We start from the raw sequence: 15478 nt of genomic DNA, 5'->3' as shown, positions 1-15478 counted from the left end.
CGTGGTCCTTGAGAACTCGACGTGGTGGTCAGTGAGTGGGGATGACGGCGTGGACGCGGAACCCACGGTCTGGGCGACTCCCCACGTCAAGGGTGCCACCCCAGGCGGACACTCGCTCACGCATCCCCACCAGACCGTGGCCAGCACCGTCAGCGCTCTTGATACCGTGCACGCCGGCTCCGCGGCCGTCGTCGAGGATCTCCAAGGTGACGTCGTCGGGATGGTGACTGACGATGACCTGGGCACTGGTGTTCGGGCCGCCATGCTTGAGGGCGTTGGTGAGGGCCTCCTGGGCGATGCGGTAACACGCCAGTTCGGCACCTTGGGAGAGGGGTTCGTGGCATTCTGGGTCGCCCTCGATCGTCAGGTCGATGGACAGTGCGCCCTTCATCTCGTCAACGAGATGGGCAATGTCGTCAAGGCCTCGGGTGGGGGCCAGCTCGGGGGTGGAGTCATCGTCGCGTAGCACACCGACGAGGCGCCGAGTCTCGTCAAGGGCGTGGCGGGCGGTCGAGGCGATGGTGTCGAGGGCCTGCCCGCTGGCTGCAAGGCGTGTCTCCGCGTCACCGACCTCCTCGTGGTGGGCGAGATAGGAGCCTCCATCGGCCTGTACCACGATGACCGACAAGGAGTGGGCGACGATGTCGTGCATGTCCCGGGCGATGTTGGCGCGTTCCTCCTGGGTGGCCAGCTTGATGCTCTGGTCGCGTTCGCGTTCCAGGTCGATGGCTCGCTGACGCAACGCCTCCATGGTCTGGCGACGATCCCGAGCCGCGCTTCCGGCGAACCAAGCTGCCAGGCAACACGCCATACACCCGACCGCAGTGATGGCGGATTGCACCAGTTTGGTGCGCGTGTCCAGTCCGGATGTGGGATCGAATCCCCAACTCACTGCCGCCGCGATCGGGGCTATGAAACACAACGCCCACCAGAAGCTGCGCCGTGGTCTGTCAGTTTTCAGCGAGAGTTGGTAGACGATGATGGGAACCAGGGCGTTCTGGGGCCACGGGTCGGTCGTCACGGCAAGCTGCACCAGATGCGAGGCGACCAGTACTGACGCCGTGATCTCCGGCTTGGACCGTGCCCAGACCCACGAAACTGCCACGACGAGGACCAGTACACGCATCCACGTCTTGTGCTCGCTGACATGACCTTGCTCGATCCAGACCAACGAGATCGCCACCACGACGACGGATGCGAACACCGAGTCGAGGATCATCGGACGCGCATGCAACCACCGGTAGCCACGACGCAAACGCCCCGGGGGACGACGATCGAGGACCGGTGTACTGCTCACCCTCCCGACCCTACGGCTGCGCCGGAGGAGACGCATCCTTCCGTCGGCCGATTTTTCTCGACGAGCACCGGGTCGATCATCCCTGGGTGAGACGATGTGGCGTCATTCGGGATGTCAGTGGCAGACTCAGGGCGTGACGACGCCGAACCCCACGCCGAGCCCCAGCCACGAATTGGCCACTGATCTGGCGACCGCGTTTCGCGGGCACCCCGCAGGTGTGGCAATCCTGACGACGATGGGCGAGGCTGGCCCAGAGGGGCTGACTGTCTCCTCCCTGGCATCGGTGTCGGTCGTACCGGCCGTCGTCTCGGTGTCGATGGGTAACCGCTCGACGACCCTGGCTGCGCTCAAAGAAGGGTCTCGTGTGGTCGTCCACATGCTTGATGCGGACCGAACCGATCTAGCAGATGCGTTCGCGGTACCCGGCGGAGACCACTTCGTCGGGACCGAGTGGACAACCAGCGCCGAGGGGGCGCCTCAACTGAAAACCCCAGGTCCGGTTTTGCACGGTTTTGTGCAGACGATGGTTGATACCGGATCGGCCACCCTCGTCGCCGTCACCATTGATCGCATCGACAGCGGAAACCGTGGCGCTCCCGGTCTGGTGAGGATGGCGCGAGGGTGGTACGAAATACCTCGCTAGACCTTGTCTGACCCGCTTTTTCAGGTACGTTGGATGGTGTCATCGAAATCGAAGGAGATGTCGCCATGACAGCTACTGATGCGCGCGCCCGACAGACTGAACGTATGGGCACCACGCCTGGATTCGTTGCCGCTCTGGACCAATCTGGCGGTTCCACCCCGAAGGCCCTCAAGGCGTACGGGATCGAGCCCGAGGTCTACGGCGACGACAAGGACAAGATGTTCGATCTGGTCCACCAGATGCGGACCAGGATCATCACCAGCCCGTCCTTCACCAGCGACCACATTCTCGCCGCGATTCTGTTCGAGATGACGATGGATCGTGAGATCGAGGGAATCCCCACCGCCGATTTCCTGTGGCAGGAGAAGGGCATCGTCCCCTTCCTCAAGATTGACAAGGGCTTGGCCGACGAGGAGTCCCACGTCCGCGTCATGAAGCCGATTCCCGGTCTTGACGAGCTGCTTCACCGTGCTGTCGAGGACAAACACATCTTCGGCACCAAGGAGCGCTCGGTCATTCTTGACGACGACCAGGACGGCATCAAGAAGATCGTCGATCAACAGTTCGAACTCGGTGAGCAGGTCCGCGCCGCTGGCCTGGTCCCGATTCTTGAGCCCGAGGTCGACATTCACGCCCCGAACAAGCAGAAGGCTGAGGAGAGGCTGCACGGTCTCATCCGTGAGCACATCGACGCTCTGCCTCTCGACGCCAGGATCATGCTGAAGCTGACGATCCCGACGACTGATGACCTGTACGCCGACTTCATCGCCGATCCGAAGGTTCTTCGGGTGGTTGCTCTGTCCGGTGGCTACTCCCGTGAGGAGGCCAACGAGAAACTGGCCCGCAACCACGGACTGATTGCGAGCTTCTCGCGTGCCCTCGCCGAGGGACTCAGCCACGGCCAGTCTCAAGAGGAGTTCGACGAGACTCTACGCGCCTCCATCGATTCGATTTACGCTGCGTCGGTGTCCTGAGCCGTCATCGTGCTAAACGGGCCTGCGAGGAACCTCGCGGGCCCGTTGCCGTGTCCGGACGTCGAAAGCAGTGACGTCGTTTTAATGCCGCCAGGTTCTGCCTTGCCGCGTCCCGGGGCAAACATCCAAGCCGTCTGCTGCTGGATGAGCTGTGGGTTCCTTGCCGCATCCCGGGGGCAAACTGGAACAGTCGCGGCCGCTGTTGGGTTTCCCGTTGCCTTGCCGCGTCCCGGGGCAGGCCCCAGCAGTTTCCGAGCCCAGCTGTGCCCGCGTCGGCAGTTCCTGATCCAGTTGCGCCAGTTGTGTCTCACCTGCGCCAACTTTTTTGGCGCAGGTGAGACACAACTGGCGCAGGTAGGCGGGGGTAGGGGAGTTTGGGTGGCCGGGGGACTGGTTGGGTGGCGCAGGTGGGACACAACTGGCGCAGGTAGGCGGGGGTAGGGGAGTTTGGGTGGCCGGGGGACTGGTTGAGTGGCGCAGGTGGGACACAACTGGCGCAGGACCACCCCCTCCGCGCCCGAAACACCCCGAAACACCAACACCCCGAAACACTGCGGAACCCTCCCGAATCCCGGGCCCGCCATTGGCAGCAAACAGCCTTGAAAACGGGGTCATCATTGGTGCACGAACCCAGCCGCCTTGTACAGTGCAACCGTGATCCCCAAACTCGTCGCATTCGATCTTGACGACACCCTGGCCCCCTCGAAGTCCCGTCTGCCCGAACCCATGGCGCGCATCCTTTCGCGGCTCTTGGACCGTGTCAGCGTCTGCGTCATCTCCGGCGGCCAGTTTGGCCAGTTCCATACCCAGGTCATCGAGGCTCTGGACGACGTCAACGCATCCCACGTCGATCGGCTGCACCTGCTGCCCGCCTGTGGCACCCAGTACTACCGCTATGTTGACGGTCAATGGCAGCGCATTTACATCGAGGCCTTGACCGACGACGAGAAGTCCCGTGCCACCGAGGCCGTCGAGACCTGCGCCCGGGACCTGGGATTCTGGGAGGAGCACACCTGGGGTCCGGTGTTGGAGGACCGTGAATCTCAGATCACCTTCTCCGCCCTGGGTCAGCAGGCTCCTGTTGACGCCAAGAAGGCATGGGACCCCAGTGGCCAGAAGAAGCTCACGCTGCGCGAGGCCGTCGCGGCGAAACTTCCTGACCTCGAAGTGCGTGCCGGCGGGTCCACCTCTGTCGACATCACTCGCGTCGGTCGTGACAAGTCCTTCGGGATGGGCAAGCTGCTGGAGATGACGAACCTGGCCAAGGAGGATGTCCTTTTCTACGGTGACCGTCTCGACGAGCACGGCAACGACTATCCGGTCAAGGCGATGGGCATCCCCTGCGTGGCCGTCACTGACTGGGAAGATACGGCTGACAAACTCGAAAAGTTATTGGCTGACTGACCCGGTTCACGCATTGACGACACCGTTCTCGACGATCATTGAACGGTGTTGTAGCACCACATGGAAACCCCTTTATGGTTCGTAAGGATGCCGTATTCGTGACCTTTTCCACAATGTGGTACAAGAGTTCATCTTGGGGTTTCGGTGTTGCTATCTGACCATCCAGATGACGACATCTCGCTTTTCTACCGTCCTTCCCGGTGCCGCCTGCCAGAAAGCGGCAATGAGACCCTGAGGAGGACCGGTGAACATCCGAGTCGACGAAGCCATGCCGGCGGGCGCGACGTCGTCTGGGGTGGTGGTGTCGCCGTCACCGGATTCAGCGCCGCAGCCCAGGTCTGTGACCACGTCACCAGCTGAGTCCACGGCCACGCAAAGACTGCCCAAGCGCCGCCCGAACCGCAGAATGCGACGGGAGGCCCTGCTCTTCCTGGCCTTCGTGGCCCCGAATGCGATTCTCATTGCGCTGTTCGTTTACCGGCCATTCTTCCTCAACATCTACTACTCGGCCCTTGACTGGACTCTTGGCTCGACCAATGCCACCTGGGTCGGTTTTCAGAACTACGTGGAGTTCTTCACTCGCGACGCCGGCACCGTCTTGACGACGACCCTCATATTCACCGTCGCGACGGTCGGGTTGTCGTTGTTCATCGGCCTGGGGTTGGCCGTGGTCCTCAACCGTCAACTGGTGGGACGCAATATCGCCCGAGCCGTCGTCTTCGCCCCCTACGTCCTGTCCGGTGTGGGCATCGGCATGGTGTGGATGTTCATCTTCGACCCCGTCACCGGCGTCCTCTCGGCGATCCTGCGAGGAATGCACCTGCCGGTGCCGCAGTGGTTCAACAACCCGCACCTGGCCCTCGTGATGGTCATCATCGTCTACGTCTGGAAGAACCTCGGCTACTGTGCCGTCATCTACCTGGCCGCGCTCCAGGGAGTGCCACGCGACCTGCTCGAGGCAGCAGCCCTGGACGGCGCATCTCGTCGCCGCACCTTCCACTCGGTGGTCTGGCCGCTGCTGTCCCCGGCAACCTTCTTCCTCACCCTGACGACGATGCTGTCCTCCCTGCAGGCCTTCGACATCATCAAGATCATGACCCCGTTGGGGCAGGGCACCTCGACCCTCATGTACTCCTCGTACATCCAGGCCTTCGGGACGTACAACCGCGCCGGTTACTCGGCCGCTCAGTCGACGGTCCTCGTCGTCATCCTGCTCATCCTCACCGTCATCCAGATGCGCTTCCTCGAAAGGCGGGTGCACTACTCATGAGCCTGAATGCAGCCGTTCGCCGCGCCGACATCCGTCGATCTCGCAAGGTCGACGAGTCGGTCGTGGGAGCCGAGTCTGGCCTCTCCAAGGCCTTCACCGGCTATCTGCCGATGATTCTGGCCGCGCTCATCGTCGTCCTGCCACTGCTGTGGATGGTGCTGGGATCGTTCAAGACACCCTCCGAGATCGTCGGCCAGAATGTCGTCTGGTGGCCCCACCACTGGAGCTTCGACGCCTACCGGCAGGCATCCCAGGCGATCGACTTCCCGCAGTTGTTCGTCAACACCGTGATCGTCACCGTGATCGGCGCGACGGTCAAGCTCGTACTGGCCTGCTCCAGCGCCTATGCCTTCGCCTTCCTGCACTTTCCCGGACGCAAGATCATCTTCATCCTGGTTCTCGTCGCCCTCATGGTTCCCGCCCAGGTCTCCCTGGTGCCGAACTATGTCCTCATCTCCGAGCTGGGGGGAGTCAACACCTACTGGGGCATCATCCTTCCCGGTCTGGGGACGGCCTTCGGGACGTTCCTGTTGAGACAGCACTTCCTCTCCCTGCCAGGTGAGGTCATGGAGGCTGCGGAGGTCGACGGTGCGGGCCACATGACTCGACTGTTTCGCATGGTCATTCCGATGTCAGCTCCCGCCATCGCCACGGTCGCCCTGGTGACGATCGTCGATGAGTGGAACAACTACATCTGGCCGTTGGTCATCACCTCCGACACCTCTCGGATGGTGCTCCCGGTGGGTCTGACCGCCCTGCAGGCCGTTGACTCCGATGCCGGTGTCTACCCGGTCCTCATGGCCGGTGCCGTCTTCGTCATCCTGCCTGTGCTCATCATCTTCGTCCTGCTCCAGCGATACCTCGTCGCCGGGCTCACCCAGGGCGCGGTCAAGTGACCTGCCTCCTGACCCCGTGACGCTGCCGGCATTCTTCCGGCGCGAATTTCCATCCATTCCGTGTCGCCCTCGACTCGATTCACAAGGAGAACATCATCGTGTCCGACATCAACTCGATCAGCCGTCGGCGGCTGCTCACCATGGCGGCCCTCGGGGCCGGAACCCTCGGCCTGGCTGCATGCTCGGGCCCCTCTGCCGTCAGCGGCTCCGACAAGGGAAGCTCCAAGGCTGCCGAAAAGGTTGATTACTCCGGCGTCAAGCCCGCCAGCGAGATCACCTTCTGGACCAACAACCCCGGCGGATCTGGTGACGTCACCAAGAAGATCTGCGACGACTTCAAGGCCAAGGAGGGTATTTCGGTCAAGATCGTCCCGGCCGGCTCCTCCTACGAGGAGGTGGCGCAGAAGTTCCAGACCGCTCTGACCGGCAAGGACACCCCTGACGTCGTCATCGGCTCTGATGTGTGGTGGTTCCGCTACTACATGCAGGACGCCATCGCTCCGCTGGACGACCTGCTCAAGGCTGCCAAGGTCGACGTCTCGGCCTATCGCAAGGGCCTCATCGACGATTACCGCTACAAGGACAGCCTGTACGCCCTGCCGTTCTCACGCTCGACGCCGCTGTTCTACTACAACAAGAACCACTTCAAGGCTGCAGGTCTGCCTGACCGCGCCCCCAAGACCTGGGACGAGTGGAAGACCTGGGCCAAGAAGCTGCAGGACGCCAAGACCGGCGCCCAGCACGCCTACCAGTTCCCCTCGGTCACCGACTACGCCGGCTGGACCCTGCAGAACATGCTGTGGGGCTACGGCGGCGGCTGGTCCAAGAAGGACTCCTTCGAGATCACCTGTGACTCCGACAAGTCCATCGAGGCCCTGACGGTCGTCCGCGACGCCGTCCTCAAGGACAAGTGGGCTGGAGTGTCCTCCAATGAGTCCACTGACGACATGGCCGCTGGAGCCTGCTCGGCCACCATTGGTTCCACTGGCTCGCTGGTCGGCGTTCAGAAGGCCGTCGGTGACAAGTTCGAGGTGGGCGTCGGGTTCCTTCCCGGTGGCCCGGCCGCCAAGCAGCCGGTGTGCCCGACCGGTGGCGCCGGCGTGGCGATCTGCTCTCGCTCCAGCAAGGAAAAGCAGCTGGCTGCCGCCAAGTTCATCGGCTTCCTCACCAATGCTCAGAACACTGTCGATTTCTCCGCTGCCACTGGTTACATGCCGGTGTGCAACGACGCCGACACCTCGGCCCTGCTCAAGGAGAACCCGCTCATCGGTCAGGCCATCAAGCAGCTCGACGTCACCCGTCCGCAGGATTACGCCCGCGTCTTCCTGCCCGGTGGCGACCAGGAGATCGCCAAGGCCGTCGCCTCGGTCATCCAGCAGGGCGCTGAGCTGAAGCCGGCCATGACCAAGCTGCATTCCACCCTCGAGAACATCTACAACACCCAGGTGAAGCCTCACCTGTGATCGCGATGCGGCGGTTGACCAGACCGTCGATCATCCGATGACAACCGGCGACGCCGCGCCTTCGGGTGCGGCGTCGCTCGTGTTGTCGCCCCTGACGCCGGAATACCGGGGGATTGACGAGGTTGCATCCGCTCACAGCAAAGTTGAGCCACTGAGACTCAACCCACTTGACTGTGGCTCACGAAGGTTCATACTTGAGTCATAGCTACTCAACTTCAGCGAGGCAGGTTATGGACACCAATCTCACCACGATGAGCCGTGACGCGGTCACCGCCGCCACCCGGCACGCGTTGGCCCACGGGAACCCGTCCGTGGAGCCCTCGCATCTTCTTCACGCACTTTTCACGATCGCGGACAACACCGTCGGCCCACTCGTGGCTGGTTTGGGAATTGATCCGCAACAAGTCGACGCCGTTGCCACCACCGCCATGCGCGCCCTGCCGTCGAGTTCGGGGGCATCGGTCGCCCAGCCGCAGCTTTCAGGCGCTTTTGCCCGGGTCATCGCCGACGCCCAGAATCGCGCCCAGGCCATGGGAGACTCCTTCGTCGCCACCGAGCATCTCCTCATCTCCCTGACGGCGGTTCCATCTGACGTCCAGAGTGGTTTGGCGAATCTCGGTCTCAAACCCGATTCCCTGGCGGCCGCCTTCAACGAGGGACGTGGCGATCGTCGCGTCACCTCGGAGGGGTCCGAGGGCGGCCAGTCGGCGTTGGCCAAGTACTCCGTCGACCTCACCGAGCGTGCCCGCGCTGGCAAGCTCGACCCGGTCATTGGCCGCGACCAGGAGATTCGCCGCGTCGTCCAGGTGCTGGCACGCCGCACCAAGAACAACCCGGTTCTCATCGGCGAACCCGGCGTCGGCAAGACAGCCGTCGTCGAGGGGCTGGCTCAACGTGTCGTCGCCGGTGACGTCCCCGACTCCCTCAAGGGACGCCGCGTCGTCTCCCTGGATCTGTCGTCAATGGTTGCGGGCGCCAAATACCGCGGCGAGTTCGAGGAGCGCCTCAAGGCTGTCCTCAACGAGATCAAGGAGGCCGAAGGGCAGATCATCACCTTCATCGACGAGCTGCACACCGTCGTCGGTGCCGGAGCGTCGGGCGAAGGAGCGATGGATGCGGGCAATATGCTCAAGCCGATGCTGGCTCGTGGCGAACTGCGCATGATCGGCGCCACCACCCTTGACGAGTACCGCGAGCACATCGAGAAGGACCCGGCCCTCGAGCGTCGTTTCCAGCAGGTCTTCGTCGGTGAACCCTCGGTGGAGGACACCATCGCCATCCTGCGTGGTCTGCGGGAGCGTTACGAGGCCCACCACAAGGTGCGCATCACCGACGGTGCCCTCGTCGCTGCGGCCAGTCTGTCGAACCGGTACATCACTGCCCGACAGCTACCTGACAAGGCCATTGACCTCATTGACGAGGCTGCGTCGCGGCTGCGCATGGAAATCGACTCCTCCCCGGAGGAGATCGACACCCTGCGCCGCGAGGTTGACCGCATGAAGATGGAGATCTTCGCCGTCGAGAAGGAGGAGGACCCGGCCAGCAAGCAGCGCCTCGAGAGGTTGCGCGCCGAGATGGCTGACAAGGAGGAGACCCTGCGAGGACTCGAGACTCGCTGGGAGGCCGAAAAGGCCGGCCTCAACGAGGTTGGCGAGCTGAAATCCCGCATTGATCAGCTGCGCACCACTGCTGAGAAGTTCCAGCGCGAGGGCGACTTCGGGAAGGCTTCCGAGATTCTCTACGGCCAGATCCCCGGCCTGGAGAAGGAGATGGAGGAGGCTGCACAGGCCAAGGAACAGACCCCGCGGATGGTCCCCGAGGAGGTCGGCAGTTCCGACATTGCCGAGGTCGTGTCCTCGTGGACGGGTATCCCCGTCGGCAGGATGATGCAGGGCGAGCAGGAAAAGCTGCTTCACATGGAACAACGCCTCCACGAACGCCTCATTGGTCAGGATCGTGCCGTCGCGACGGTCTCGGATGCGGTGCGCCGCTCCCGGGCGGGCATCTCGGACCCGAATCGTCCGACCGGATCCTTCCTCTTTCTGGGGCCGACCGGCGTTGGCAAGACCGAGCTGGCCAAGTCCCTGGCTGAGTTCCTCTTCGACGACGAGACCGCGATGGTGCGTATCGATATGAGCGAGTACATGGAGAAGCACTCCGTCTCGCGTCTGGTCGGTGCCCCTCCGGGTTATGTCGGATACGAGGAGGGCGGTCAGCTCACCGAGGCTGTGCGGCGCCGTCCTTACTCGGTCATCCTGCTCGATGAGGTTGAGAAGGCCCACCCGGATGTCTTCAACATCTTGCTGCAGGTCCTTGACGACGGGCGGCTCACTGACGGCCAGGGTCGCACCGTCGACTTCCGGAACACGATCCTGGTGCTCACGAGCAATCTGGGTTCGCAGTTCCTCTCGGAGGCGACTCTCGACGACAAGGCCAAGCACGACGCCGTCATGGGTGCGGTGCGCCAAGCGTTCCGTCCAGAGTTCCTCAATCGGCTCGACGACATCGTCATGTTCGATCCGTTGACGACCGCCGATCTCACGCGGATCGTCGACACCAACCTGGCCAAGCTCAACGCCCGGCTGGGCGAGCGCAGGATCACCGTCTCAGTGACTGACGCCGGCAAGGACTGGCTCGCGATGACTGGATTCGACCCCGTCTACGGCGCGCGACCGCTGCGTCGACTCATCCAGACCACCATCGAGGACCAGTTGGCCCGCAAGGTGCTCTCCGGCCAGGTGCACGATGGGGACACGATCACCTTCGATGTCGCCACGGACTCCGACGGCCTGACGAGCCGATGAGGGGTCAGCCGACTCCATGAACCCGTGGGGGGTTGGGCCGCGAGTGTGCAGCCCAACCCCCCACGCGTCAGTGACGTTCCGGTATCAGCGGCCGGTGCGTGGCAACCTCGGCGGACGCAGGGTGCGGCCCGGGCGACTCGGGCGGATCGACGGTTTGGTCACCGAGATTCCAGCCGAGGGGGTCGTTCCCGACGGGGTGGTCGAGGGGGTTGCTCCCGACGGCTTCCCGGCTCCGGTGGGGGTCGAGGTCGGTGTTCCGGTGGGGGTCGACGACGGCGTCCCGGTCGAGGTCGGGGTCGAGGTTGGTGTTACGGTGGGGGTCGAGGTCGGCGTCGAGGAGGGATTCGGAGTGGCAGAAGGCTTGTTGGCGCGCGCCGTCAGCCACTGCTCAGCCGTGGTCGGATGGTCGATGAAGCGCATCTCACCGATGAGCCCGAAGAAGCCCTTGTCCATGGCGTTGTCATAGATGCTGCCTCCGATGATCCACGGCAGGTCGTCGAAGCCGTTGATGCCGTGAGCCTGGCCCTTGGCGCCGTACTGGTTGCGCAGCATGGGAACGCCATTGACATACATGAAGACCGAGCCCTGGGCAGGGTCGTCGACGATCGCAATGTGGTACCACTTGCCCAGGTCGACGTCGCCGGACCAGTTCGAGTAGCCCATACCCACCTCGGCGATGTCGGTGAACGCCCACTGGATCTCCTTGAGGCTGGAGATCGCGCCCGACATCGGCGGCTCTTCCAGATCACTGTCATCAGCGCCGGGGACGTTGAAGTTCGGCAGGTCCCCGCGCTTGCCGCCTCGGGTCACGAAGGCGCTCCAGTGGTTGGGGTCGCTGTAGTCCTTGTCGATGTTGATGAAGGTCTCGAAGGTGTAGCCCTTCTCGAAGTGTTCCTTGTTGAGGGGGGCGTCCTTGCTCGTGGCGAAGTAGGAGAAGTTGCCCTTCGATGCCGGTGTGAACTTGATGGCTTGCATACCGGACGAGAAGTTCATGTGATCGTCGACGAGGGCGGCCGAGTTCGGGGCGGCTCCGGCCACCATGAGCGTCATGTCGTTGCCGTTGTCGGTGATGTCCTTCTCGATGAGCTTCCCGTCGACCGACATCGGTCGCCAGTGGGCCAGGGTGCCGGGAACCTGGGGGTAGTCCTGATCGTCAGCCGGGGGCACGAGCGGCAATTCGGCGATCGGGGTGAAGACCTCCCGGAGATGGTCACGAAGCGCCTTGGTGGCGGAGGGAACCTCGCCGGTCGGGTGGAAGTCGGCGCCGAAGGATGCGAACCGGGATGCGAAGTCAAAGGGCGTTGACCACGTGTCGCCGGGACCCTCGAGCAGGGCGCGGTCCAGGGAGTTGGCCTTGTCCCCCTTGAGCGGCACCCACGGCGAGAAGGCCGTCTGCGACAGCTGGTTGTGGGTGAAGTCGAACTCCATGAGTGCCATGAGACCGTTGCCACCCTGGTAGGCCATCTGGTAGTCGAGGAGCTGCTGGAACACCGGCTGACCGGCGTCATTCTTGAGGATGCGGTTCGTCGCCCCGTGGTGGTGGCCATTGACGGTGAGGAACACCTGGTTGTGGGTCTTGATGAGGCGATCCCAGATGCGCTCGCCGAAGGCGGTCGACAGGGCGGTGCCCTCCGGCGAGATGTCGATGATCTGGTGGGTGGTGATGATGGTCGGCACCGTCGGGTGGGCGTTGAGCACCGACTCAGCCCAGTCGAGGTCGGCGGTGTCAGAGCCCCACGGGACGTTGACCGCCATCATCGGCACTCCGGCGACCGAGAACGAGTGCCAGTTGGACAGTCCGCTGGGGCCCATGGCCTTGAAGCTGGGCGACGACTTCTGGCGAGACTCCGGGAACCACGTGCGGTAGTACCTGAAGTCGTCGGCGACGTCGTGGTTGCCCGGGATGACCGAGTACGACACCTTGGCGTCGTCCAGAATCTTCATGGCACGGGATGCGACGACGAACTGGTCCTCATGGCCATCGCCGGACTGGTCGACGACGTCGCCCAGGTGGTGAGTCATCTCGATCCGGTAGGTCTTGGTGTTGTCGGCGATCCACTTCGTCTGGCAGTCATACGGGTTGGGGAGTCCGGGGTACTGCTTGGTGAACAGGTCGGCGTCGGCGACGCCGTAGCGTGAGTAGAACTGGGTGTCGGGCAGCAGGGCGATGCAGCCACGGATGCCGGGGCCATCCTCGACCGTTCCGGTGGTGGTGTAGGGGGCGGCGTTGGCTGGCCATCCCTTGTGGACGGCTACCCCGGCCACGGTGATGGCGGCCCCGCCCAGAATGAGGTTGCGACGACTGATCGACGACATGTATATGGCTCCTCGACACTCATGGCTGGACACTGCGTCACAGCCCCGCCATTGATCTGACCAGACGGGCGAGACGTTGGTCCCACGGCCTTGTGAACGCGGGGATACGAGAGGGCGAACAGTCGGTGCGGGTGTGATGTGCGTCGACCGCCTCGATAGGGTCGAGTCCGTGCTTGCCCCTGACCCCGACCAGCGGCACGATCGCCTCGTGCCTGATCCCGACACGCCTGGCGCATGGATCGTGCGGATCGGTGGCGCCGACCAGTCCTGGATCGACCCTGACGACCCCACCCGTCTCGAGTTCGACTACATGGAACGCATCGCAGACCACCTCGACCTCCACCGTCCGGCGGGGGAGAGGATGCGCGTCATTCACATCGGCGGGGCGGGAATGTGTCTGGCACGGTACGTGGCGTTCACCCGGCCGACGAGTCCACAAATCGTCTGTGAACCCGACGTCGAGCTCACTGAGGAAGTGCGTCTCAAGGCTCCTCTCCCGCCTCGTTGTGGCATCAAGGTGCGCCCCGTGGACGGACGGTCAGGGGTCGCTGCGATGCGCGAGGACTTCGCCGACGTCGTCATCCTGGACGCCTTCGATGGCGCCAGGGTGCCCGCTGACCTCGTCACCGTCGAGTTCTTCACCGACGTGTTGCGAATCTTGCACGCTGACGGCATCGTCGTGGCGAACTTGGCTGACTCGGCCCCGTTGACCTGGACCAAACGGGTCGTCAGGGCAGCCGAGGAAGCCTTCTCCAACGTCTGTCTGGCCGCAGAGTCCTCGACCCTCAAGGGGCGTCGCTACGGCAATATCATCCTGGCTGGCTCGAACGGGCCATTGCACACCCAGGAGCTGACGCGACGCTGTAGCGGGGCCGCCTTCCCGTTCCGGCTCATCAGTGGAGATTCCCTGACGAAGCTTCTTGCGGGTACCGAGCCTTTCCGTGACGATGACGTCGAGCCCTCTCCCGGCCCACCAGGGGGAGCGACATTCTTCTCCTGAGTCGCGTGCCTGACCGTCGTCGGCGTCTGTGCCTGGTGACATGATGGCGGTATGGCCACTTCCAGCCCTGACAACAAGCCCGAGTACGGTCACCTGCCGGTAGCTCCAGCCATGCCGACGGCCATAGTGTTGGCGCGGGTTGTCGTCATCGGCATTTCGGCATTGTGGATCTTATTCGTCTGTGTCATGTGGGGCTGGCGCCGGAACGCACCCGACGGGCCCATGGACTCGTTCACCCTGGGCCTGGAATCGGGTACGTGGGCGCAATACCTGCTCATCCCGCTGGCGGGTTGTGTTCTCACGGTGACGATGGGTCGCGGCCATGCCATTGACCGTTACCTTTTCACGGCGGTCTCCCTGTTGTGGATGTGGACGTTGGCGCGAGGCAACGAGTTCGCGTCCAATCCCGATGTCTTCGGGGTCATGATGGTGATGGGAGTGCTGGTGACCGTGTGGAGCGGTCCGGTCAACACGTGGATCAAGGCCATCGCCGAGCGAGACAAGGCCATTGCCAACCCTCCGGAAGGGGGCTGGCTTGAGCCGGGACAGACGCAGCCGTGGCAGACCGCAGCGCGGTGAGCGAACCCCACGAACACCCGACCCAGTGAACAAGAGAAGGGCTGGTCAGCATGATGTGCACCAGCCCTTCCTCGTCACGACAACCTCACTCGACGCTGGAACGCTCCGCCGACTGAGGACGACTGGCCTGGCCCTTGCGGCGGGCCTTGAGCCACTCGAAGACCATCGGCAGCACCGACACCACGATGATGAGGAGTAGCGCCGCCTCGAAGTTGTCTCGGATGACGGGGATCTGCCCCAGGAAGTACCCAGCCTGGACGGCGATGAGCACCCAGAGAACGCCACCGATGGCCGTGTAGCTGATGTATTTGCGGAAGGTCATCCGACCCACACCGGCAATCATCGTCACGAAGGTGCGCACGATCGGCACGAAGCGGGCCAGGATGAGGGCCACTGACCCGTGCTTGCGGAAGAAGTCGTGAGTGGTGTCGACGTGCTTGGGCGAGAACACCTTGCCCATGAACCCTTCCCGCTCCCGGAAGAGCTTGGGGCCCACCACGTAGCCGATCCAGTAACCGCAGATGTTTCCGGCGATGGCGCAGATGATGAGGACGAGGTTGACGATGATGAGGGTCGTCACCGGAGGTCCGTAGTGGACCAGAGGGGCGGAGGAGTTGACGCCCACGGCGGCAAACATCCCCAGGGCGAAGAGCAGGGAGTCTCCGGGCATGAAGAACACGGCCAGGCCGCATTCTGCGAAGACGATCGGCGCGACGATCCACAGGGCTGCAGCACCGGCGCCCTCGATGATGGCTTGGGGGTCCATCCAGGCGGGGGTGAGCAGGGCGGGGAGGGTCATGAGGAGACTCGGCATGGGGTCAAGACTATCTTT

General features: G+C 63.5%; 12 protein-coding genes. 9 read left to right on the top strand and 3 right to left on the bottom strand.

The window, feature by feature from the left end:
• Positions 1–28: 28 nt before the first annotated feature.
• Positions 29–1219, bottom strand: a complete 1191-nt coding sequence (locus O6R08_RS09300) for a sensor histidine kinase (RefSeq protein WP_271419346.1) — start codon at positions 1217–1219, stop codon at positions 29–31.
• A gap of 211 nt (positions 1220–1430) precedes the next feature.
• Here O6R08_RS09300 and O6R08_RS09295 point away from each other — a divergent pair, with 211 nt between their 5' ends.
• From O6R08_RS09295 to clpB, 7 genes are all read left to right on the top strand, one after another.
• Positions 1431–1940 carry a flavin reductase gene (locus O6R08_RS09295; protein WP_271417866.1) on the top strand — a complete coding sequence of 170 codons (510 nt, stop codon included), beginning with the start codon at positions 1431–1433 and terminating at the stop codon, positions 1938–1940.
• Positions 1941–1969: 29 nt separating this feature from the next.
• Positions 1970–2914 carry a fructose bisphosphate aldolase gene (locus O6R08_RS09290; protein WP_271417865.1) on the top strand — a complete coding sequence of 315 codons (945 nt, stop codon included), beginning with the start codon at positions 1970–1972 and terminating at the stop codon, positions 2912–2914.
• Positions 2915–3568: 654 nt separating this feature from the next.
• The gene (locus O6R08_RS09285; protein WP_271417864.1) at positions 3569–4318 is read left to right on the top strand and encodes an HAD-IIB family hydrolase; all 750 of its coding nucleotides are present in this window, start codon (positions 3569–3571) and stop codon (positions 4316–4318) included.
• Between the two features lie 244 nt (positions 4319–4562).
• On the top strand, positions 4563–5588 hold the full coding sequence (locus tag O6R08_RS09280; RefSeq protein WP_271417863.1) for a carbohydrate ABC transporter permease: 1026 nt from the start codon (positions 4563–4565) through the stop codon (positions 5586–5588).
• A complete protein-coding gene (locus O6R08_RS09275) occupies positions 5585–6484 on the top strand; it encodes a carbohydrate ABC transporter permease (protein WP_271417862.1) in 900 nt (299 codons plus the stop codon). The genes O6R08_RS09280 and O6R08_RS09275 overlap by 4 nt, the downstream gene beginning before the upstream one ends.
• A gap of 98 nt (positions 6485–6582) precedes the next feature.
• Positions 6583–7947 carry an ABC transporter substrate-binding protein gene (locus tag O6R08_RS09270; protein WP_271417861.1) on the top strand — a complete coding sequence of 455 codons (1365 nt, stop codon included), beginning with the start codon at positions 6583–6585 and terminating at the stop codon, positions 7945–7947.
• 230 nt (positions 7948–8177) lie between these two features.
• Positions 8178–10751, top strand: coding sequence for an ATP-dependent chaperone ClpB (gene clpB / locus O6R08_RS09265; RefSeq protein WP_271417860.1), 2574 nt, complete (start codon positions 8178–8180; stop codon positions 10749–10751).
• Positions 10752–10835: 84 nt separating this feature from the next.
• On the opposite strand, the gene O6R08_RS09260 is transcribed toward clpB, so the two are convergent.
• A complete protein-coding gene (locus O6R08_RS09260) occupies positions 10836–13067 on the bottom strand; it encodes a LamG-like jellyroll fold domain-containing protein (RefSeq protein WP_271417859.1) in 2232 nt (743 codons plus the stop codon).
• Between the two features lie 208 nt (positions 13068–13275).
• Between O6R08_RS09260 and O6R08_RS09255 the strand changes: the two genes are divergently transcribed.
• Both O6R08_RS09255 and O6R08_RS09250 read left to right on the top strand, forming a co-directional pair.
• Entirely contained in the window at positions 13276–14067 is a 792-nt protein-coding gene (locus O6R08_RS09255) for a spermidine synthase (RefSeq protein WP_271417858.1), read from the top strand.
• 111 nt (positions 14068–14178) lie between these two features.
• Positions 14179–14646, top strand: a complete 468-nt coding sequence (locus O6R08_RS09250) for a hypothetical protein (RefSeq protein ID WP_271419345.1) — start codon at positions 14179–14181, stop codon at positions 14644–14646.
• Between the two features lie 85 nt (positions 14647–14731).
• On the opposite strand, the gene O6R08_RS09245 is transcribed toward O6R08_RS09250, so the two are convergent.
• Positions 14732–15460 carry a VTT domain-containing protein gene (locus O6R08_RS09245; protein WP_271417857.1) on the bottom strand — a complete coding sequence of 243 codons (729 nt, stop codon included), beginning with the start codon at positions 15458–15460 and terminating at the stop codon, positions 14732–14734.
• Positions 15461–15478: the final 18 nt, after the last annotated feature.

Source organism: Cutibacterium equinum (assembly GCF_028021195.1).
GTDB classification, from domain to species: domain Bacteria; phylum Actinomycetota; class Actinomycetes; order Propionibacteriales; family Propionibacteriaceae; genus Cutibacterium; species Cutibacterium equinum.
This window is presented reverse-complemented; position numbering and strand designations above follow the sequence as displayed.

Excerpts from the sequence above, each read along its gene's own strand:
- O6R08_RS09260 (WP_271417859.1), bottom strand. The coding sequence starts at position 13,067 with ATGTCGTCGATCAGTCGTCGCAACCTCATTCTGGGCGGGGCCGCCATC.
- O6R08_RS09300 (WP_271419346.1), bottom strand. The coding sequence starts at position 1,219 with ATGATCCTCGACTCGGTGTTCGCATCCGTCGTCGTGGTGGCGATCTCG.
- O6R08_RS09245 (WP_271417857.1), bottom strand. The coding sequence starts at position 15,460 with ATGCCGAGTCTCCTCATGACCCTCCCCGCCCTGCTCACCCCCGCCTGG.
- clpB (WP_271417860.1), top strand. The coding sequence starts at position 8,178 with ATGGACACCAATCTCACCACGATGAGCCGTGACGCGGTCACCGCCGCC.
- O6R08_RS09250 (WP_271419345.1), top strand. The coding sequence starts at position 14,179 with ATGCCGACGGCCATAGTGTTGGCGCGGGTTGTCGTCATCGGCATTTCG.
- O6R08_RS09275 (WP_271417862.1), top strand. The coding sequence starts at position 5,585 with ATGAGCCTGAATGCAGCCGTTCGCCGCGCCGACATCCGTCGATCTCGC.